Genomic DNA, 19,954 nt, shown 5'->3' with positions numbered 1-19,954 from the left:
ACGAAAATAGAATAAAAAAATGAACTATGTCGATGTTTATTATGACATAGTTCATGAAAATTCGACAACACTTTGTCGGCTATTTCATTGATAAATAATAAAACCTAAACATTGTTTCCATCACCGATAAAGCGTTTTCATTTATTGTGGTTGGTTGGACGAACGATCACTTCATTTACATTGACATTTTCCGGTTGGGTAACTGCATATACAATGGATCGAGCAATATCTTCTGACTCCAATTTTGTCATTGAGCGTTTGGCAAATTGATCGATCACATCTGTATCCGTTATATGATGGGTTAATTCAGTCTCCACGGCTCCGGGAGAGACATTGGTAACCCGAATTCCACAACGGGAGAGCTCCTTTTCGATCCCTGCTGAAAGTGCACGAACAGCATACTTCGTAGCACTGTATACGGAAGATGACGGAAACACTTCATGTCCTGCCACAGAAGAAACATTTACAATATGACCGCTTCCTCTCTTCATCATACCCGGCAATACCGCATAAACACCAAACAACACGCCTTTGATATTGACATCCACCATGCGCTCCCACTCTTCCACCTTCCCTTTTTCCAGAAAAGAAAGAAGCATCACACCCGCATTGTTTACCAGAATATCCACCGCTCCCAATTCTTTTTCCGTCTGACGGATCACAGCTTCCACTTCTTCCCGTTTTGTCACATCCGCAGGAATGGGTAAAACCTGGGCATCTGTCTCCGTACGAATCTTCTCCGCAAGTTCATTTAAACGATCCTTCCGCCGTGCAACCAGCACCACTTGGGCCCCTTCTTTTGCCAAGTGAAATGCAGTCGCTTCACCGATTCCACTACTCGCTCCTGTAATGACTGCTGTTTTTCCTCTTAATTTCATTTTCTTCCCTCCATGTTCTACTTCCCAATTATCTTTTAAAATTCCATTTATCCTGTCCATAACGGGATTCTACAAGCTGTTGTGCCAACTCCTGTTCATAACGGGTAAGTTCACTCGGTTTTAGCTGGATCTTCATTCCGCTTTCAAATCCCTTGGAAAACGCCTGAACAGCTTTCTCAAAGGAAACCGGATCGCCCTTCAGTTCGTTAATTGCCACTGCCTTCTTTATAAAGCCTTTCTTCATCCGTTCCTTGACTGAATCGGAAGGAAAACGGAGTACATCAAACAATAAATCCACATCCAACCCAAGGAGAATCGAGCCATGCTGCAAAATGACACCCCGCTGTCGGGTCTGGGCGCTTCCAGCCACTTTTCGCCCCTCTATCACCAATTCATAGTTGGAAGGGGAGTCAAAACAGGCTGCAGAGCCCAAAGAAGCATATTTTCTCTTCTCCTCTTCCGTTTCTAAGGGAATCATTTCTCCCTGAAGTCCCAAGTTTCGAAAACCATGCAATAACCCCATGCTGATCGCACGATACGATTGGGTGACAGAAGTGGGCATCCCCGGATACCCTTCTTCAACAATGACGCTATAGGTCACTTCCTGATCATGGAGAACGGCACGTCCACCAGTGGGGCGTCGGACAAAACCCAAACCTCTTTCTTGGACACGGTTCAAATCAATCTCTTTATTCACTCTCTGAAAGTACCCAATGGTGAGGGTTGCCGGATTCCATCCATAAAAGCGAATGGTAGGGGGAACTCTCCCCTCACTGTGAGCAATGAGTATCGCTTCATCAATCGCCATATTTTCAGCGCTGTCTTTCCATCCAGTATGTAAAAGTCGCCAAGTTTTCCCCATTCGATACCAGCCCTTCTGATTTGAATCCAAACACAATATCACTCATGTGAAATTTTGATTCACCTCTATTTTATCGTTTGTGAACTGCTCTCCACGAAAGTGGTAGAGCTTCTCGGTTCATCGAGCCCAGGCGGTACTCTCCGCGAGCTTCACTTCCCGTAGTTCCTACGGTACATGGTGAAAATGGTTTTGTGGATCTTTCCACATGACAGGATTCGTTTTACGTGGTGACTGTTCCTTCCTCACCACAACCCCATACGATTCGGTTTTCAAGGTACAAATCGTTTAACGAGTTTCCGCTCGTACTTTAAGTATACCAAAAATTGTCGGACTTGCGAGGGGGGTTAACCCCCCTCGTCCGACGACCGAAGGAAGTGCCCATGGTGCGACCAAAGTAAGTGCACCACAGGCATTTCCTTCGGTCACCCGTAGTCGCTCGCTTTCATCTACCCCATTGAAATGGGGAGGATTCCCGCTCGCATTTCCTAAAAATCAGCGACAAATCGTTCGTTTAAAGGCAATTGTTTTTCTGCATCCATTCTATACAGCTTTGAATGGTCATTGTGAGAGAACGGCGTTTATATCCCAATTCCTGTTCCGCCTTGGTGGACCGATAATAAATGTTGGTACCGGATAACCGAGCGATATCCCAGGCTAATGGAGCTTCCTTGCCTTTGATATAGCCAACAGCCTCTCCAACAACTGATGCTCCCAAAGCCATCCATCTTGGAAGGGTTGCAATCGTTTGACCGGTTCCTGCACAATCTGCAACTTCTTGGAACAGACGACGAAGAGACAAGTCAGTTCCTCCCAGAATATATCGCTCCCCAACCCTTCCTTTCTTTGCAGCCAGCAAATGACCTTGAACGACATCATTAATGTCGCATATGTTTACTCCTCCCTCAAGTGCGAACCTCAGTTTCCCACGGGCCACTTCTTTGATGAATCCAGGGTGTGATTCCCCCATAATCACCGTTGGATTCACCACAACTCCAGGCAGTCTTCCTGTGTGTGCTTCCTTCATTACAAGCTGCTCCGCTTGCCGTTTCGCCATGGCATAACCATTGTTCAGACGATCTCCATTAAAGGGAAATGTCTCATCCACAGAGGAACCATTCAAAGAAAAGCCCACAGCAGCGGCAGAACTGGTCTGGATAAAACGGCTCACATCGGAAGACATCGCTTCTGACACCATGTTTTTTGTCCCGGTTATATGGCTGTCCATCATTTTCTTGCGTTGTCCCCTCCCCCAGGCCACCTCACCCGCCGTGTGGATTACCCACTCCATCCCACGCAAACAACCCTGAAGACTTTCTGGATTTAAGATATCCCCCTTAACAAAACGAATTTCTTTACGCAATATTTCAGGCAAACGCTCTTTCCCAGATTCGCGACGATACAGAACCGTCACCTCCATTCCCTGCTTCAACAGTGGATGGATTAGGTGACGCCCTAGAAACCCCGTTCCGCCAGTAACCAATACGCGCATCAATTCACACCCTTCCTTTTCAACCTCTCCCATTATCGTACGGATTGGAATTCGATGCTGTCGATCCCTTGGATCTGATTTTATTTCTCATTGATTTATTGTAATATATTTAATTTTCTATAAATATTTTAAAATGTACAGAAAGGAGGTTTTCCATTTGCTCTCCGATTCAACTCATAATCAACATTATATGGATTACCATAAATTATTCTGCAACATTCCAAAACCGTTCGCCTTCCTAGATTTGGATCAATTAAACGAAAACATCCGTACAGTCAAATCCATTTGTCGTAACAAAGCGGTCCGAATTGCGAGCAAGTCCCTTCGATGTGTTCCCGTAATCCAATATCTTCTTCAAACAGGCAGCCCTTTTCAAGGTATCATGTGTTACACAGCATCAGAAGCCCTATTTCTATCAAAAAACGGATTGGATGATTTGCTCGTGGCTTATCCTGTTTGGGATGAAGCGATGATTCACTCGGTTGCCTGCGCTGTAAAAGAAGGAAAAACCATCATTCTGATGGTTGATTGTGATGAACATGTAGAACGCATTGCATCCATTGCCCACCGGGAAAAGGTTGTCCTGCCTGTCTGTTTGGATATGGATCTGTCCGTTTCCTTTCCAATGCTTCATTTCGGTGTATACCGATCTCCATTGTCAACACTTGATGCATTTCTGCAGGTTGCAAAAACCATTCATGAGTCGAGATCTGTTCGATTGGATGGAGTGATGGGATATGAAGCACAAGTGGCCGGAGTAGGAGAGCAAACTCCCTATCAGCCACTTAAAAATCTGCTCATACGTCTGTTAAAGAAACATTCCGTACGAAGGTGTTCCCGTATCCGTAAAGAGTGGATAGACGCTCTTTCTCAAGAAGGGTTAACCCCCCGTTTTATCAATGGTGGGGGAACCGGCAGTCTATCGGAAACAGCCAAGGAAGAGACCGTAACGGAAATCACCGTAGGTTCAGCATTTTATTCTCCCACCCTTTTCGACCATTATAGAAACCTCCACTATCAGCCAGCCGCCGGCTTTGCCTTGGAGATCACCCGAAAGCCCCGATCTGACGTTTACACCTGTACCGGAGGGGGATATATCGCTTCGGGAGCTGCCGGTTCAGACCGACTGCCCCGTCCTTTTTTACCCAAAGGTGCCTCCTTGGTCAAAATGGAAGGGGCTGGAGAGGTGCAAACTCCTGTCCGTTTAAAATCTAAACTTCATCTGGGAGATCCCATATTTTTTCGACACGCAAAAGCCGGGGAGTTATGCGAACATTTTAACGAATTGATTGTTGTTTCCAACGGCGCCATCGTGGATCGCTTTCCCACCTATCGAGGGGAAGGAGCGTGCTTTTTATGATTACCAATTGGTCTGGCTCTGTCCGGTTTTCGCCCCATCAATCCACCCAGCCTGTCTCCGAAGAAGACGTTGTCACCCTCGTCAAACAGGCCCGGAAATTGGGATCATCCATCCGTGTGATGGGATCAGGTCACTCTTTTACCCCTTTGATCGAAACAGATGCCATTCTTGTTTCTTTCGACCAACTGCAAGGTTTGGATGATGTAGATGCAAACAAACGACTCAGTTCCGTCTGGGCAGGTACAAAACTGAAAGCACTTGGGGAATTGCTTTTTCAAAAGGGATGCTCTCTCGAAAACCTGGGAGATATCAACACACAATCCATTGCAGGCGCGGTCAGTACAGGTACCCATGGAACCGGCACCCGGTTTGGCAATCTTTCCGATCAGCTGGAATCCATTACTTTGGTGACAGCCGATGGAAAGATCCGAACCTGTTCAAGAGAGAAGGATGAAGAGCTGTTTCATGCCACCCGTGTCTCATTGGGCAGTTTGGGATTGATCACCCGAATGCAAATGAGAGTGGAACCTTGCTACCGCTTACATTACAAAAGCCAACGACTTCCTCTACAAACCGTTCTGGACCGATTGGAGGAATTTAAAACAAAAAACCGTCATTTTGAATTTTTCTGGTTCCCTTATACAGAGACTACACAGTGCAAATTTATGAACAAAACGAACCTCCCTCCCACTAAAAGAAACGGGTGGTCCGCTTTCAACAAATGGGTCCTGGAAAACGGTGCATTCTGGTGTTTGTCAGAAGTAGCCCGTCAAATCCCCCGTTTCAGTCGATGGGTCAGTCAGATATCTGCCAAGGGAGTTCCACAGTTTGAAGAAGTTGGAGAGAGCCATGCTCTTTTTACGACTCCCCGCCTTGTCCGTTTTAATGAAATGGAATACAGCATTCCGGCAGAAGCGCTTCCATCAGTGATCGAAGAAATCTGCCGATTGTTTCATAAACGACCATTTTACGTTCATTTCCCCATTGAAGTTCGGTTTGTAAAACGTGATGATATCTGGCTAAGCCCCGCCTATCAACGAAACTCCGCGTTTATTGCGATCCACATGTACAAAGGAATGCCTTATCAGGAATACTTTCATGCAATGGAACAAATCTTTCTTCAATATGATGGACGCCCTCACTGGGGAAAAACGCATAGCCTGGAAGTTGAGGAGCTCCGAAGACGTTACCCTCGTTGGGACGACTTTCAACGTATTCGCCAACAATTGGACCCAGACGGCATGTTTCTCAATCCATACCTAAAACGTTTGTTTGGGAAATAAATCCGATATCCAGTAATTATTTTCGATTGATATAAAACAGCGGGTCGGTATTTCACCGACCCGCAAAAGAACGGAAAAAATGTGAAAGGAAGACCTTATTTCATCTGAGCTTCATGACAAAGTGGTGAAGGGGTAATATCCGTTTCCGCACCTCTTTCCTCCTGCAAAGAAGTGGAAGGAGTCCACTACATCCTCTCAGTCCCAACCAGCGAACAAAATAATATCCGCTAAACAGTTGGGACCTCCAGGAGTTCCGCTAAGTTGTCGGAAAAGAATGCTCCACCGGATACCCCCCTCTTATTTATCTTTGTCAGCAGGCTCATTTCATCCCTTGGACGCCTTCCATCACCGGTGTTAGATTCCCGATTTCTTCTTGAGTAAAGGGGCGGGAACGAATCAGGAAACGAATACCCAAAGGAATCTCCAGGGAAAAGGAAGCCCCCCGCCCTTCTGTAATGTCCACCGTCAGTTGAGTATGTTTCCAGTACTGAAACTGGGATGAGGACATATAGAACTCGCATCCATGAATTTCGCCGAGCAGAACATCACTCATCCCGATTCGAAACTGCCCCTTTTTAAAGCACATGGGAGAGGAGCCGTCACAACAGCCCCCACTTTGATGAAACATTAACTCCCCATGCTGATCGCGCAGTTGATCGATTACCCGTTTTGCTTTTTCCGTGACAAGAACCCGTGGAACCTGTTCCATGGTATGGCCTCCCTGCGATCAAAACAGACCCGTCGGGGTTTGATCATACGAAATCAGCAAGTTTTTGGTCTGTTGATAATGATCCAGCATCATTTTGTGGGTTTCGCGCCCGATCCCGGACTGCTTATAACCTCCAAAGGCAGCATGAGCCGGATACTGATGATAACAATTCACCCAAACTCGTCCAGCCTCAATTTTACGGGCAATTGAATACGCCTGATGAACATCGCGAGTCCAAAGGCCTGCTCCCAGTCCATAAAGGGTGTCATTCGCAATTTCCAACAGCTCTTTCTCATCCTTAAACCGGGTGACAGAGACAACGGGACCAAAAATTTCCTCTTGGAAAATCCGCATTTTATTGTTTCCCTCAAACACCGTGGGCTGAATATAAAACCCATCCGGATACTGTTCATTGTGATACGCTTCTCCACCAGCGAGCACCTTCGCTTTTTCCTGCTTTCCAATATCCAGGTAGCTCATTATTTTTGCATACTGATCGCGGGAAGCCTGTGCTCCGATCATGGTTTGTGGATCCAAAGGATCACCCATCCGGATCTTTTCCACCCGTTTCAACGCACGTTCCATAAATTCATCATAAATGGACTCCTGGATCAAGGCACGGGAAGGACAGGTACAGACTTCACCCTGGTTTAAAGCAAACATTGTAAAACCTTCCACGGCTTTTTCCAAGAAAGAATCATCTTTAGCCATTACGCTCTCTGTAAACACATTGGGTGACTTTCCGCCCAATTCCAAGGTAACCGGTTTAATGTTTTCCGAAGCAAACTGCATAATCAATCGTCCGGTCGTCGTTTCTCCGGTAAAAGCAATCTTTCCGATATCTGGATGGGTCGCAAGCGCCTGACCGGCCTCCGGACCAAATCCGTTTACGATGTTCAATGTTCCCGGCGGCAACAAATCTTGCACCAATTCAGCAAACAGCAGCACGGTTACCGGTGTCTGCTCCGCCGGCTTCAAAACAACACAATTACCGGCAGCCAAAGCCGGAGCCATTTTCCAGACAGCCATCAAGAGAGGAAAATTCCAAGGGATAATCTGCCCCACGACACCAATCGGCTCCTTGATATGCATAGAAACCGTATTGGGATCGATTTCCGATACCCCGCTTTCCTCTCCGCGAATGACACCTGCAAAATAGCGAAAATGATCAGCCGCCAGTGGAATATCGGCAGCCATGGATTCCCGGATCGGTTTGCCATTATCCCATGTTTCAGATAAGGCAAGCATCTGTCGATTCTGTTCAATTCGTTCAGCCATTTTCAACAGAATTTTACTCCGTTTGGCAACCGGAGTGTTTCCCCATTTTTCTTTCGCCTCATGCGCCTTTTGAACGGCCAAGTCTATATCTTTTTTCTTGGAACGCGGAACGCGGGTAAACACCTTTCCATCCACCGGTGATGGGTTATCAAAGTACTCACCGTCTGCCGGTGCCACCCATTCCCCGCCAATAAAGTTATCATACTGTGACTTATAATGAACAAAGCTTCCTTCTGTGTTTGGTTTTTTGTAGCCTGACAGTGTTACACTCATCCTTCATCATTCCTCCTCCGGTGATCATGTAACAATAGGGATATCAATCGATATCCCATAGAACCTTTCGACGCCGGACCACTCTTCACCTGCCTGAATAGAGAAAATTGCATGAAGGATTGGAACTGCCTAACACGGTATAACACACCAGCTCTCTTTTAAAAGCACCATTCGTTCCTCTCTCTTTTGAACGATCGATCCCCCCTCATCCACTTCCGGTAACCGGATTGAACCGGGCTTCATCTTGCTCCACAAGGTAATCAGCAACAATCGTTCCATTTTTTCTTTTTCCTGGCTGATCAACCCACCCAAAAAACCATTTCCTTTACAAAGCTTCTGTCTCCATACAGGAAAAACCTGTTCTAAAAAATACTCGTTTTGATCAGGCTTGATGCTCCATTTCGATACACAGAGAACTTTCCCTTTACTCATATTCTGTGCAATGGTTTTTCCACCTTCAAAAAATTCCTTCCGGCCGAAAGACAGATTGATATGAATGGAATCATATGTCTCGCCCTGAGAGCTGTTACAAAATATCCGATCATGAAAATCCCGCATAAAGGCCTGATACGCTTCCTGACTCTCCCAAAGTCCCATGATACAGGCACTTCGGGAATGTTTTACATCCCAACCACCGATCTGTCCTCTAAAACCGCCGACGTAACGCAACGCATTCCAATCCTCCTGACACTTTGAAAACAGCGACGTTTCGCCTGGAATAACATTACAAACAATCCATTTGATAAACATACAAACCACTTCCGTCGTTTTTTATACCGTTTCCCTTTCAAGAACCTTCTCAAACGAAAATATCCTCAAAAACCGATCTCCAACCTGAATATCAAAACGGGAAGGAATTTTTGGAATATTGTATAAAATATATATATGTAAAATTTACTTCTTTTTAATAATGATTTGATAAATTAAGAGTAGACAGACCTGACCAACATTTTAAGGAGGTTGAAAGTATGAAAGATCCCCGGATATTGGAATCGGAGAAGACACTCAATCCGGAGAGACGGACATTTTTAAAGTCCCTGTTATCCGGATCCGCCTTGCTCATCCTGGACAGTCTGGGGGGGAATCGAATGATGGACAGACTGATTCATTCTGTCAGTGCTTCCACAGACCAACTCCCCCGATTCAATCCCCGCTATCCGATCGGTCAGGGGTTTGATCAATCGGTTGCTTCCGGCGACCCTACATCTACCGGTGCAATCCTCTGGACGCGGATCGATCCCTCACTGACCCAAGGAATCAGCAGCTCCCAATATGACCCTGATTTGGTTCAGTGGTTAAATAAAGGCGAGCCTCATTCATCGGTTCACCAAGCCATCGAAGAAGGCAAGTTTTTAATGGTGGACGTTTCTGAAACGGACGATTTCAGCCAAATAGTACTATCCGGATTTACTCCGGTCTGGAAAGACTATGACCATGTGGTTAAAGTGGATACCCATGGATTCCTTAAGCCTGGTAAAACCTATTACTACCGCTTTATTTCAAAAGCGGGCCATGTCAGCCAAACCGGTCGCTTTCAAACGTTGATTGCTGACGGTGAAAACCTCTCTTCCCTTCGCTTTGCCTATGTCAGTTGTCAGGACTACACTAACGGATATTACTCAGCCTTGCGTTTTGTAGCAGAGGAAGAAGTCAATTTTGTAATCCATTTAGGAGATTACGTCTATGAATCCGTGGGAGACCCTAAATACCAAAATCCCCTACCCGATCGGCAGATTCAACTTCCAGGCGGTAAATCAAAGGCATTTTCCATAGAAGATTATCGAACACTCTATCGCACTTATCGATCTGATCCGGATTTGCAAACGTTGCATGAACGCCATGCTGTCATTTCCATTTGGGATGACCATGAATTTGCCAATGATACATATTACCCCGCAGTCGCTCCGGATGACAGTCTTGAATCCGATCCAGATCGGCGTCTGATTGCCAACCAGGTTTGGTTTGAATATACACCGGCACGTGTTCACTTCCATCCGGACAAAAATTTCAAGGATTCCATCCGCATTTACCGTTCATTCCAGGTTGGCAATCTGGCAGAATTTATCCTGACAGACGAGCGGCTGTACCGACATCCTCATCCATGTGGAGAAGCTGATCTAGATATCTATTTCGCCTCCGGTTGTCCAAAAATGAACGATCCCGCACAATCCATGTTGGGTGCGGGCATCTCTCAACAAAGGGAATGGTTCCTGCAAACGATCCAATCCTCCAACGCTCTGTGGAAAATCTGGTGCAACGAGGTTCAGTTTACGCCTTTTAAAGTACTCGGTCGTTATTTTACATTGGATACATGGGATGGTTATGCGGGAGAACGGCAGATCATCACATCCGAATTGAAGAAAGCGAATGTAAAAAACTTCCTTACTATCACAGGAGACCTGCACGCTTATGCCGCCTCCCTAATCAAGGAAGACTATCAAAACGATCCGGATGACAACGCTATTGGTGTGGAATTGATGGTTGGGTCGGTCACTTCATCCAATTTGGTAGAAACCATCGGACAGCTCTTTTCCCAAATCTTTTCTCCGTCCAATCCAATTCCAAAAAAAGCGGTTGAAGAAATGATTCAAAAATCCCCAAAAGCCGCTCAAAAGCTGAATGAGACAAAAAAACACATGCAACAGCGCACTCTGTCCACCTCTTCACTGCAATCCTTTTTAAGAAAGATACTTGACGAAATCATTGGACTGATCCGTATTGAAAACCCTTGGATCAAACTTTTTAACAGCAGTACCCATGGATATTGCATGATGGAACTGACACAAACCAAAGCCATCTGGACCGCTTATACGGTGAGTGACATCCAAACCCCAAATGCAAACAAATCCCTTCTCTTTCAATGTGAAATACCGAAAGATCAATCTAAAATCCAGATTCTAAAGGATTGAACAAGAATTCCCTTAACCGACAGACAGAGTCCGGAAAATGAGCCGGACTCTGTCTGTCGGTTGGATCATTCCGTTGATTTGCTACATGGTATCCGGAATCCAGGTTCTACCCTTGATTGAAAACCTTTATCCCTCATGATCGGCTGAATGATCAATCTACTCTTCGGACAGCTTAATTATAATCAGGTTTTTGAGGAAAGGTTTTTCTTAAGGGGAGGAAAACGATGAACAACCATACAAGCCACATCACCCAAGGACAATTTCTATTTATTATATTTCATACCCAAATCGGCGTGGGAATCCTTAGCCTCCCTTATAATGTCCAGGAGACGGCCAAAGGGGACGGTTGGATCTCCGTTTTGATCGGTGGAGTTGCTGTTCAGCTCTTGATTCTGATGCACTGGGCTCTCAACCGTCGATTTCCTTCTCAGACCCTGTACGACTTTCTGCCTCACCTGACGGGAAAATGGATCGCAAAAATACTCACCCTGACATATAGCCTGTTTTTTACCATGCTTGTGGTAACGGTTTGCACCCTTTATTTTGGGATTATTCACCATTGGATGCTTCCAAACACGCCTCTCTGGGTGATTAACGGTTTGATGATGTTGACCGCCGTTTACCTGGTTACCGGAACACTGAGGCATATCGGCCGTCTTTTTGTCTTTGTTTCCGGACTGTCCGCACTGCTGGTCATTATTGCCACCCTGGCCTATATGGAGCCCTACACAGGGATCAATTTCAATTATATTATGCCACTGGGACAAATCGCTGGGTCGCTCAACCTCTTAAAAGGGGCCAACGAAACATTTTTCTCCCTGATGGGATTTGAACTGGCATTGGTCCTTTATCCCTTCGTGGAAGGGAGCCACACGGACAAACTGAAGGCCACTTCATTGGCCAACATGATGGTAACCATGGTTTACACATTTATTACATTAACATCACTGATTGTTTTTAGTCCCGTAGAGATTCGCTTGATCCCTTCACCGATCATCTATATGCTCAAGGCTTTTAAATTTGAGTTGGTGGAGCGACCGGACCTGTTATTTATCACTCTCTGGATTGTTTCTGTATTTACCTCTGTGGTTTCATATCTGTATGCAGGAACGATTGGTTTCGCGCATTTGTTAAACCAAAAGTCTCATAAAAAGGTAGTTCCTTGGATTGCATTGGGAATTTATCTCGTTTCATTTATTCCCCAGGACCCATTGGATGTTGAGATGGTGAACCAGATCACTTCAATAACGGGATATATTTTTGTTATAGGCATTCCGTTTATTTTGCTGTCGATTTCATATCTGTTCAGAAAAAAAGAACATCCATCTAAAAGTGGTATATTCTAAGGGACTAGCGGTAACCGAAGCACAACAGGGTCCAGTTTATTTTCTGGACCCTGTTTGCCCTGTTTCATCATTATATCGAATGATCTTTCTTCCTTTTGGACAACGTAATAATTACTTCGTTTAACGGGTGACAGTAGAGAGCAGGCAAGGGGCGAAAAACGATGAACAGCCATACAAACCGTATCACCCAGGGACAATTTCTATTTATTATATTTCATACCCAAATCGGTGTAGGAATCCTTAGCCTCCCTTATAATGTCCAGGAGACGGCTAAAGGGGACGGTTGGATCTCCGTTTTGATCGGTGGAGTTGCTGTTCAGCTCTTGATTCTGATGCACTGGGCTCTCAACCGTCGATTTCCTTCTCAGACCCTGTTCGATTTTCTGCCGCACCTGACAGGGAGATGGATCGCAAAAATACTCACCTTGGGGTACAGCCTGTTTTATATCATGATTATGATAACGGTTTACGTCCTCTATTTTAGAATTATTCACCATTGGATGCTTCAAAACACGCCTCTCTGGGTGATTAACGGTTTGATGACTTTGACTGCCGTTTACCTGGTTACCGGAACACTGAGACATATCGGTCGTCTTTATGTCTTTGTTTCCGGACTGTCCGCACTGCTGGTCATTATTGCCACCCTGGCTTATATGGAGCCAGGCTTGAATATTAACGTCAATTACATTTTGCCAGTGGCACAGATCGCCGGTCCACTCAATCTCTTAAAAGGAGCCAATGAGACGCTTTTCTCCCTAACAGGATTTGAACTGGCACTGGTTATTTACCCCTTTGTGGAAGGGAGCCACACTGGCAAACTGAAGGCCATTTCGTTGGCAAACCTGATCGTAACCATGATTTATACCTTTATGACCATAACGACACTTCTTGTATTCAGTCCTGTAGAGATCCGCTTGATCCCTTCTCCGGTCATCTATATGCTTAAGGCTTTTAAATTTCAATTAGTGGAGCGGCCGGACCTGTTATTTATCACTCTCTGGATTGTTTCCGTATTCACCTCAGTGGTGGCAGATCTGTTTGCGGGAACGATTGGAGTCACTCGTCTGTTCAACCTAAAGTCTCATAAAAAGGTAGTTCCTTGGATTGCATTGGGAACCTACCTTGCTTCGTTTATTCCCGAAGATCCATTGGATGTTGAGTTAGTCAACCAAATAATCTCGATCGCTGAATACATTTTTGCTATCGGTATTCCATTTATTTTATTGTTGATTTCTCATCTGTTTCATAAAAAAGAACACAAACCCGTTACCCAAAGCCGTTAGGGAGAAAAGAAATGTTGGATGCCCCTTTTGTTTTTTCTTCAGAAAAACTATCTTATTTCTGATTTCACCTCATCGGCATATGCTTGTTCGATGCGATCCTGATATCTTTTTTCTATGACTTTCATCCGCACTTTCAGTGTAGGCGTCAGCTCCCCACTTTCGACGGTCCATTCTTTTTCGCATACAATCACTTTCTTCGGTTGTTCAAAAGAGGCAAATACTTGTGTAAGCCTTTTCACTTCTTCGTTTAGAAGATGATGGACCTCCGGGTGATGTGCGAGGTTCTCAGGCTCTTGCAGCGGCAATCCCTTTTTCTCGGCCCAAGGGATCAATTGATGATAGTCCGGAACAACCAGTGCAATGATATATTTCCGACCGTTCCCGATCAAAGCGGACTGGGCAATGTAGGAACTGTTGTTTATCGCATGTTCCACCGCCTGTGGAGCAACATTTTTCCCTGTTGATAAAATCAGCATATTTTTCTTTCGGTCAATGACTCTTAAATAACCGTTTTCATCGATCTCCCCTAAATCACCGGTATGAAACCATCCATCCTTGAGCGTTTCGGAAGTAGCTTCTTCATTTCTGTAATAACCTTTCATCACATTGGGACCCCTGACTAAAATCTCTTGGTCAGGCGCAATCTTCACCTCCACGTTGGGAAGTGGTCTACCCACGCTTCCCAACATGGAACGGGTCATGGGGTTTGCTGCAATGACAGGTGAGGTTTCCGTCAATCCATACCCTTCCATCACAGGAATATCCACTGCCCAAAAAAATTGGGCAACCTCCGGGTTAAGCGATGCTCCACCAGAAACAACCCCTCTCAAACGACCTCCCAAGTGTTCTTTGATTTTTTGAAAAACCAACCGTTTAGCCAGCTTAAATTGGATTCCGAGAGAGGTCGGCAACAACGAAGACCCTGGAAGCAATTGATCCGTCCTGGCTTTCAGAAGATATTCATAACGTCGTTTCCCAGTATGAACTGCCCAATGGAATATCTTCTTGCGTAAGATAGAGGCTGATTGGATTTCCTCCAACACCTGAGCATACACCTTTTCCAATAACCGGGGAACACTCACCATCACCGTCGGTCGCACTTCAAGGAAATTTTCTTGGATGGTATGGATGCTCTCAGCATATGCAATCGTGGCTCCTACCTTGAATGGCATAAACTGTCCAGCCATTCGTTCTAGGATATGGGACAGCGGAAGATATGAGAGCGTCATATCTTCCGGTACAAGTTCCAATATCCAGGATTGAACTCCTTCCAAATTAGCCAATAAATTTTCGTGGGTTAACATCACTCCTTTGGGTAATCCAGTGGTACCTGACGTATGGATAATCGTAAATAACTGACCCCGCTCAATTTCTGTGCACATTTCTTCCCATATTGGAATCGGATGATTCCGCCCCTCTTTTCGAAGAGAGTCAAGGAAAAGAACCTCTTTTCCCTCATTGCACTCCGACCCCGGTTTGATTACAATCATTTTTTGCAGTTTCACACCGGTGGAATGCACCTTTCTAAGCTGATCCTCATCTTCCACCACAGCCATTTGACAGTCGGCATTTTTCATAATATAAGCAGTCTGCTCCGCCGTCTGAGTTGGATAAATGGGCACGCTGATCGCCCGTAAACTGGCAATCGCCAGATCGGTAATGGGCCACATCGGATGATTCGCCGACAAAATGGCCACTTTATGTCCCGGACGCACCCCCACATGATAAAGCCCAAAGGCTACTTCCTTCACCCGCTTCCACATCTCTTTATAGCTGATGCCTTGATATACACCTTCCCTTTTAAACAACAGGGCATCCTTTTTCGGATATTTCCCGACCGTCTTTTGCACCATGTCCAACAGATTTTTTGGCTTCATTGATCCAGCCTCCGCTCCGTTTGAACTGATCCCCTTTTATCCTCTGATCAAAGAGTACGGGGATGTTTTATCTTCATTCATACGGAATTTTTCGAAATATCATTCCCTTTTTATCGATCCATGCAAACCAGAACAAGCTCTTCATTTCTCTTTCTACTCACCATCCATTTTTCCTTTTTTATCACTAACTGAATCCAACTGGTAATTCTGCGATAACGGCGTAGGCGGTGGGCGGGGTTCGCTCTTCCGGACCGGTGAGTTCCACGATCTCCGCGTGATCCGTAGGGGATGCCCTTGGGAAGGCACCCCAGAATGAATAAAATCATGCGGTCTGGTTTTTGTATTACTGGACAAAGCCATGTTGTGATTCCAAATGGCAATAAACGATAAAAAAGCCCCGCAACAGCGAGGCTTTTTTGAAAACGCGACTTAATTTTTATGCCATCTTACAATCGGCTTACGGGCGGCAGTTACTTCATCCAGCCGGCTGACCTGGGTATTGTGTGGTGCTTCCTGAATGATCTCCGGAGACTCTTTTGCTTCTTTGGCAATCTGAATCATCGCCTCGATAAACCGATCCAGCGTCTCCTTACTTTCCGTTTCTGTCGGTTCAATCATCATGCACTCCTCAATGATGAGCGGAAAGTAAACCGTCGGTGGATGAATTCCAAAGTCAAGGAGGCGTTTGGCCATATCTAGAGTCCGCACTCCCTCTTTTTTCTGACGGTTGCCGGAAAGAACAAATTCATGTTTGCACACTTCGGGATAGGGTACGTCAAAATAAGGTTCCAACCGCTTCATCAGATAGTTGGCATTGAGTACAGCATCTTCGGATACTCTCCGCAAACCGTCTGGTCCCATGGTCCGGATATACGTATATGCCCGTACCAGCATTCCGAAATTGCCGTGGAAACCTTTTACCCGACCAATACTCTTCGGAAAATCGTAACTGAAAAAGTAGCCTTGATCCCCTTTTTCCACAACCGGGGCAGGCAAAAATGGAACCAGAACATCTTTCACGCCGACCGGTCCGGAACCGGGTCCGCCACCACCATGGGGTGTGGTAAACGTTTTGTGCAAATTAAGGTGAACTACATCAAAACCCATATCGCCAGGACGGCTTTTTCCCAGAATGGCATTGGCGTTGGCACCATCGTAATACAGAAGACCCCCGGCTTGATGAACAATGTCAGCAATCTCTTTGATCTCTTGTTCAAAAAGCCCCAACGTATTCGGGTTGGTCAGCATCAGGGCAGCTGTATCCTCTCCGACAACCTGTTTCAAGTCTTCCACACTGACCAAGCCTTTTTCGTTCGATTGAACCGTAACCGCTTCAAATCCAGCCACAGTGGCACTGGCAGGGTTCGTTCCATGAGCGGAATCCGGTACAATCACCTTATACCGCTTGGTATCCCCGCGACTTTCATGGTAAGCCTTGATCATCATCAAGCCGGTCCACTCACCCTGAGCTCCCGCTGCAGGCTGCAATGTCACACGATCCATCCCGGTAATCGCAGCCAAATCCTTCTGCAATTCATACATCAGCTGCAATGCACCTTGCACGGTCTCTTCCGGCTGATAGGGATGAATATGGGCAAAACCGGGATAACGGGCCACATCTTCATTGATTTTCGGGTTATACTTCATTGTGCATGAACCCAGTGGATAAAAACCGTTGTCAATGCCGTGGTTTCGACGGGACAACTCCGTGTAATGACGAATCAGGTCCAGTTCGGAGACTTCCGGCAATTCCGCCGGGGAAGTGCGAATCATCTCTTCCGGCAAAACACCTGAGACATCCACTTCAGGAACATCGGATTCAGGGAGACTGTACGCCGTTCGGCCCGGCTGACTCATTTCAAAGATCAGAGATTTCGCTTCACTCATACCAATCCCTCCAATACTCGGGCCAATTCATCAATCTCTTCCTTGGTGCGCATATCGGTCACGGCAATCAGCATGGAATGCTTCCATTCCGGGTAATCCTGTTCCAGGCCATATCCTCCGATGATTCCTCTATCAAATAGTTTTCTATTCACTTGTGAAACCGGTCGGTTCAGTTGAAGAGCAAACTCGTTAAAGAACGGATGGTTGAACAAGGGTTGGACCCCGGAAATCCTGGATAAACGCTCTTTTGCGTAATGAGCCTTGTTCAAATTGAGCTTGGCCAGTTCCTGAATCCCTTTTTTGCCGAGAGCTATCATCCAGACCGATGTAGCCAAGGCGTTCAACGCTTGGTTGGAGCAGATATTGGAGGTCGCTTTTTCCCGACGAATATGTTGCTCCCGCGCCTGAAGGGTCAGAACAAAACCGCGAACTCCGTTTTCATCCTGAGTCTGCCCCACAATCCGTCCCGGAACCTTGCGCATCAATTTTTTGGTTACAGCAAAGAATCCACAGTGAGGACCTCCAAATTGAACAGGAATTCCCATTGGTTGGGCATCACCCACAACAATATCGGCACCATACTCCCCTGGAGGTTTCAGAACCCCCAATGAAATCGGGTTTGCACTCACGATCAATAGACCCTTGTGAGTGTGAGCAATGGGTTCGATCTGTTTAAGGTCCTCTACATTCCCCAAAAAATTGGGAGATTGTACAATCACCGCAGCCGTATCAGCATCTGATGCGGCCTTCAGCGCATCTATATCTGTCACACCATCCCGGCACGGAATCTCCTGAACATCCAACCCCAATCCCTTCGCCTGGGTGTTGAGGATGAACCGGGCTTCCGGATGAACGGTGCGGGAAACGAGGATTTTCTTCTTCCGTGAAACTGCAGATGCCACTCCTGCCGCTTCTGCCAGAGCCGTCACTCCGTCATACATGGAGGAATTGGCCACTTCCATTCCTGTCAGTTCACAGATCATGGACTGAAATTCAAAAATGGCCTGAAGCTCACCTTGACTGATCTCCGGTTGGTAAGGGGTATAAGCGGTATAAAATTCGGAACGGGAGATCACATGGTTCACCACACTGGGAATATAGTGCTCATAGGCACCGGCCCCCAAAAACGAGGTGTACTGATCAAATGAAGCATTCTTTCCAGCAAGCCGCTTCATATGTCGGGTCAGAACCGGTTCAGACATCCCTTCGGGAATATTTAAACGTCCTTTAAAGCGCAGGTTTTCCGGAATATCTTCAAATAACTGATCCACCGAGTCCCGTCCGAGCACCTGAAGCATTTCCCGACGGTCACTCTCTGTCATCGGCAAGTATCGAAAGTTCATATGCTCCTCCTCGAAGTGTTTTTTGCTTTCATTTTATTTCGATCGTTTATAAAAGGGAGTTTTTACAACTTTCGCTGCAACACGTTTGCCCCGGATTTCCACGTCTACTTCATTCCCCAACTGAGCATGTTCGGACTGGATCAATGCCAATCCAACATTCTTCTTTAATGTAGGAGACTGGGTTCCGGAGGTGACTTCGCCCACTTCCTGTTCCCCAACATAGACAGGATAATGGGTACGGGGAATCCCACGTCCGATCATTTCCAACCCAACCAGTTTTCTTGGTGCTCCCTCTTCTTTTTGCTTGGCCAACACCTCACGGCCGATAAATTCCCCTTTCTCCGGTTTCACCGCAAACCCGATCCCGGCTTCCACTGGAGTGATGCTGGCTGAAAGCTCATTTCCGTACAGAGCCAACCGAGCCTCAAAGCGAAGGGTATCCCGTGCACCCAATCCACAGGGAATGACGCCTTCTTCTTTCCCTGCCTCCAGGATCTGTTTCCATAGCACAGGAGCATCGTTTGCCGGGAGATAAATCTCAAATCCGTCCTCTCCCGTGTAACCCGTCCGAGACACCAACCCTTGCACTTCTCCAAGTTGTACACCTTCCTTAAAACGGAACGGTTTGATCGCGGATAAATCGGTCTCGGTCAATTTCTGAAGGACACTCTCAGCCAATGGTCCCTGCAAAGCCAACAGCCCGGTTTCGTCAGAAACGTTTTGAATGGTGACGTCCCCAGTGGCATGCTTTTCAATCCATTCCACATCTTTGTCGATGTTGCCGGCATTGAGCACCAGCATGTACTCGCCTTCCCCTTTTTTGTAAACCAGAAGATCATCCACTGTACCGCCATCAGGATAGCACATGGCCGTATACAGAACCTGACCGTCATCCAATTTGGATGCATCATTGGTGATCAGCTTCTGAATCAGGTCGAATGCTTCCGATCCGCTCACCAATACTTCCCCCATGTGGGAAACATCAAACAGACCCGCCCGGTTTCGCACACCTTCATGTTCTGCCTTGATCCCGGAGAATTGAACCGGCATTTCCCACCCGGCAAATGGAACCAGTTTGCCCTCATCCTTGTAGACAGGATAGAGCGTTGTTCTTTTCAACTGAACCACAAACCTCCACCTCCATTTGGCTTTGAATGGATGTAAACCTTTTCAAAAA

Annotated in this window: 15 protein-coding genes; 5 read left to right on the top strand and 10 right to left on the bottom strand. The window is 46.2% G+C overall.

The window, feature by feature from the left end:
- Positions 1 to 137 precede the first annotated feature (137 nt).
- The 3 genes from FN782_RS01955 to FN782_RS01945 form a co-directional block, all read right to left on the bottom strand.
- The gene (locus FN782_RS01955; protein WP_142504078.1) at positions 138 to 878 is read right to left on the bottom strand and encodes an SDR family oxidoreductase; all 741 of its coding nucleotides are present in this window, start codon (positions 876 to 878) and stop codon (positions 138 to 140) included.
- Positions 879 to 906: 28 nt separating this feature from the next.
- A complete protein-coding gene (locus tag FN782_RS01950; protein ID WP_142504077.1) occupies positions 907 to 1,740 on the bottom strand; it encodes a lipoate--protein ligase family protein in 834 nt (277 codons plus the stop codon).
- A gap of 511 nt (positions 1,741 to 2,251) precedes the next feature.
- Entirely contained in the window at positions 2,252 to 3,229 is a 978-nt protein-coding gene (locus FN782_RS01945) for an NAD-dependent epimerase/dehydratase family protein (protein WP_185955977.1), read from the bottom strand.
- A 190-nt stretch (positions 3,230 to 3,419) separates the two neighbouring features.
- Here FN782_RS01945 and FN782_RS01940 point away from each other — a divergent pair, with 190 nt between their 5' ends.
- Together FN782_RS01940 and FN782_RS01935 are read left to right on the top strand one after the other, a co-directional pair.
- Complete coding sequence (locus tag FN782_RS01940; RefSeq protein ID WP_142504304.1) at positions 3,420 to 4,589, top strand: amino acid deaminase/aldolase; 1,170 nt, start codon at positions 3,420 to 3,422, stop codon at positions 4,587 to 4,589.
- A complete protein-coding gene (locus FN782_RS01935) occupies positions 4,586 to 5,872 on the top strand; it encodes a D-arabinono-1,4-lactone oxidase (RefSeq protein WP_142504075.1) in 1,287 nt (428 codons plus the stop codon). Before FN782_RS01940 ends, FN782_RS01935 begins: the two co-directional genes overlap by 4 nt.
- A gap of 319 nt (positions 5,873 to 6,191) precedes the next feature.
- Here FN782_RS01935 and FN782_RS01930 read toward each other — a convergent pair whose 3' ends face one another.
- The 3 genes from FN782_RS01930 to FN782_RS01920 form a co-directional block, all read right to left on the bottom strand.
- The gene (locus tag FN782_RS01930) at positions 6,192 to 6,581 is read right to left on the bottom strand and encodes a DUF779 domain-containing protein (RefSeq protein ID WP_142504074.1); all 390 of its coding nucleotides are present in this window, start codon (positions 6,579 to 6,581) and stop codon (positions 6,192 to 6,194) included.
- 18 nt (positions 6,582 to 6,599) lie between these two features.
- Positions 6,600 to 8,132 (bottom strand): aldehyde dehydrogenase family protein, encoded by a 1,533-nt coding sequence (locus FN782_RS01925; RefSeq protein ID WP_142504073.1) that lies wholly within the window; start codon positions 8,130 to 8,132, stop codon positions 6,600 to 6,602.
- A gap of 129 nt (positions 8,133 to 8,261) precedes the next feature.
- Entirely contained in the window at positions 8,262 to 8,882 is a 621-nt protein-coding gene (locus FN782_RS01920; RefSeq protein ID WP_142504072.1) for a DUF4937 domain-containing protein, read from the bottom strand.
- Between the two features lie 218 nt (positions 8,883 to 9,100).
- On the opposite strand from FN782_RS01920, the gene FN782_RS01915 reads away from it, so the two are divergent.
- From FN782_RS01915 to FN782_RS01905, 3 genes are all read left to right on the top strand, one after another.
- Positions 9,101 to 11,041 (top strand): alkaline phosphatase D family protein, encoded by a 1,941-nt coding sequence (locus FN782_RS01915; protein ID WP_142504071.1) that lies wholly within the window; start codon positions 9,101 to 9,103, stop codon positions 11,039 to 11,041.
- Positions 11,042 to 11,265: 224 nt separating this feature from the next.
- Positions 11,266 to 12,387 carry a GerAB/ArcD/ProY family transporter gene (locus FN782_RS01910; RefSeq protein ID WP_142504070.1) on the top strand — a complete coding sequence of 374 codons (1,122 nt, stop codon included), beginning with the start codon at positions 11,266 to 11,268 and terminating at the stop codon, positions 12,385 to 12,387.
- A 161-nt stretch (positions 12,388 to 12,548) separates the two neighbouring features.
- Entirely contained in the window at positions 12,549 to 13,670 is a 1,122-nt protein-coding gene (locus tag FN782_RS01905) for a GerAB/ArcD/ProY family transporter (RefSeq protein ID WP_142504069.1), read from the top strand.
- A gap of 47 nt (positions 13,671 to 13,717) precedes the next feature.
- On the opposite strand, the gene FN782_RS01900 is transcribed toward FN782_RS01905, so the two are convergent.
- From FN782_RS01900 to gcvT, 4 genes are all read right to left on the bottom strand, one after another.
- On the bottom strand, positions 13,718 to 15,547 hold the full coding sequence (locus FN782_RS01900) for an AMP-dependent synthetase/ligase (protein ID WP_142504068.1): 1,830 nt from the start codon (positions 15,545 to 15,547) through the stop codon (positions 13,718 to 13,720).
- Positions 15,548 to 15,976: 429 nt separating this feature from the next.
- On the bottom strand, positions 15,977 to 17,434 hold the full coding sequence (gene gcvPB / locus FN782_RS01895; protein ID WP_142504067.1) for an aminomethyl-transferring glycine dehydrogenase subunit GcvPB: 1,458 nt from the start codon (positions 17,432 to 17,434) through the stop codon (positions 15,977 to 15,979).
- Positions 17,431 to 18,777, bottom strand: a complete 1,347-nt coding sequence (gene gcvPA / locus FN782_RS01890) for an aminomethyl-transferring glycine dehydrogenase subunit GcvPA (RefSeq protein WP_142504066.1) — start codon at positions 18,775 to 18,777, stop codon at positions 17,431 to 17,433. The genes gcvPB and gcvPA overlap by 4 nt, the downstream gene beginning before the upstream one ends.
- 33 nt (positions 18,778 to 18,810) lie before the next feature.
- Positions 18,811 to 19,905: a glycine cleavage system aminomethyltransferase GcvT gene (gene gcvT / locus FN782_RS01885; RefSeq protein ID WP_142504065.1), complete on the bottom strand. Its 1,095-nt coding sequence runs from the start codon at positions 19,903 to 19,905 to the stop codon at positions 18,811 to 18,813.
- Between the last annotated feature and the right edge of the window lie 49 nt (positions 19,906 to 19,954).

The organism is Melghirimyces algeriensis (assembly GCF_900182565.1).
Taxonomy (GTDB): Bacteria; Bacillota; Bacilli; order Thermoactinomycetales; family DSM-45169; genus Melghirimyces; species Melghirimyces algeriensis.
This window is presented reverse-complemented; position numbering and strand designations above follow the sequence as displayed.

Excerpts from the sequence above, each read along its gene's own strand:
- FN782_RS01935 (WP_142504075.1), top strand. The coding sequence starts at position 4,586 with ATGATTACCAATTGGTCTGGCTCTGTCCGGTTTTCGCCCCATCAATCC.
- FN782_RS01945 (WP_185955977.1), bottom strand. The coding sequence starts at position 3,229 with ATGCGCGTATTGGTTACTGGCGGAACGGGGTTTCTAGGGCGTCACCTA.
- FN782_RS01920 (WP_142504072.1), bottom strand. The coding sequence starts at position 8,882 with ATGTTTATCAAATGGATTGTTTGTAATGTTATTCCAGGCGAAACGTCG.
- FN782_RS01955 (WP_142504078.1), bottom strand. The coding sequence starts at position 878 with ATGAAATTAAGAGGAAAAACAGCAGTCATTACAGGAGCGAGTAGTGGA.
- FN782_RS01915 (WP_142504071.1), top strand. The coding sequence starts at position 9,101 with ATGAAAGATCCCCGGATATTGGAATCGGAGAAGACACTCAATCCGGAG.
- FN782_RS01950 (WP_142504077.1), bottom strand. The coding sequence starts at position 1,740 with ATGGGGAAAACTTGGCGACTTTTACATACTGGATGGAAAGACAGCGCT.
- FN782_RS01910 (WP_142504070.1), top strand. The coding sequence starts at position 11,266 with ATGAACAACCATACAAGCCACATCACCCAAGGACAATTTCTATTTATT.
- gcvPA (WP_142504066.1), bottom strand. The coding sequence starts at position 18,777 with ATGAACTTTCGATACTTGCCGATGACAGAGAGTGACCGTCGGGAAATG.
- FN782_RS01925 (WP_142504073.1), bottom strand. The coding sequence starts at position 8,132 with ATGAGTGTAACACTGTCAGGCTACAAAAAACCAAACACAGAAGGAAGC.
- gcvPB (WP_142504067.1), bottom strand. The coding sequence starts at position 17,434 with ATGAGTGAAGCGAAATCTCTGATCTTTGAAATGAGTCAGCCGGGCCGA.
- FN782_RS01905 (WP_142504069.1), top strand. The coding sequence starts at position 12,549 with ATGAACAGCCATACAAACCGTATCACCCAGGGACAATTTCTATTTATT.
- FN782_RS01900 (WP_142504068.1), bottom strand. The coding sequence starts at position 15,547 with ATGAAGCCAAAAAATCTGTTGGACATGGTGCAAAAGACGGTCGGGAAA.
- FN782_RS01940 (WP_142504304.1), top strand. The coding sequence starts at position 3,420 with ATGGATTACCATAAATTATTCTGCAACATTCCAAAACCGTTCGCCTTC.
- FN782_RS01930 (WP_142504074.1), bottom strand. The coding sequence starts at position 6,581 with ATGGAACAGGTTCCACGGGTTCTTGTCACGGAAAAAGCAAAACGGGTA.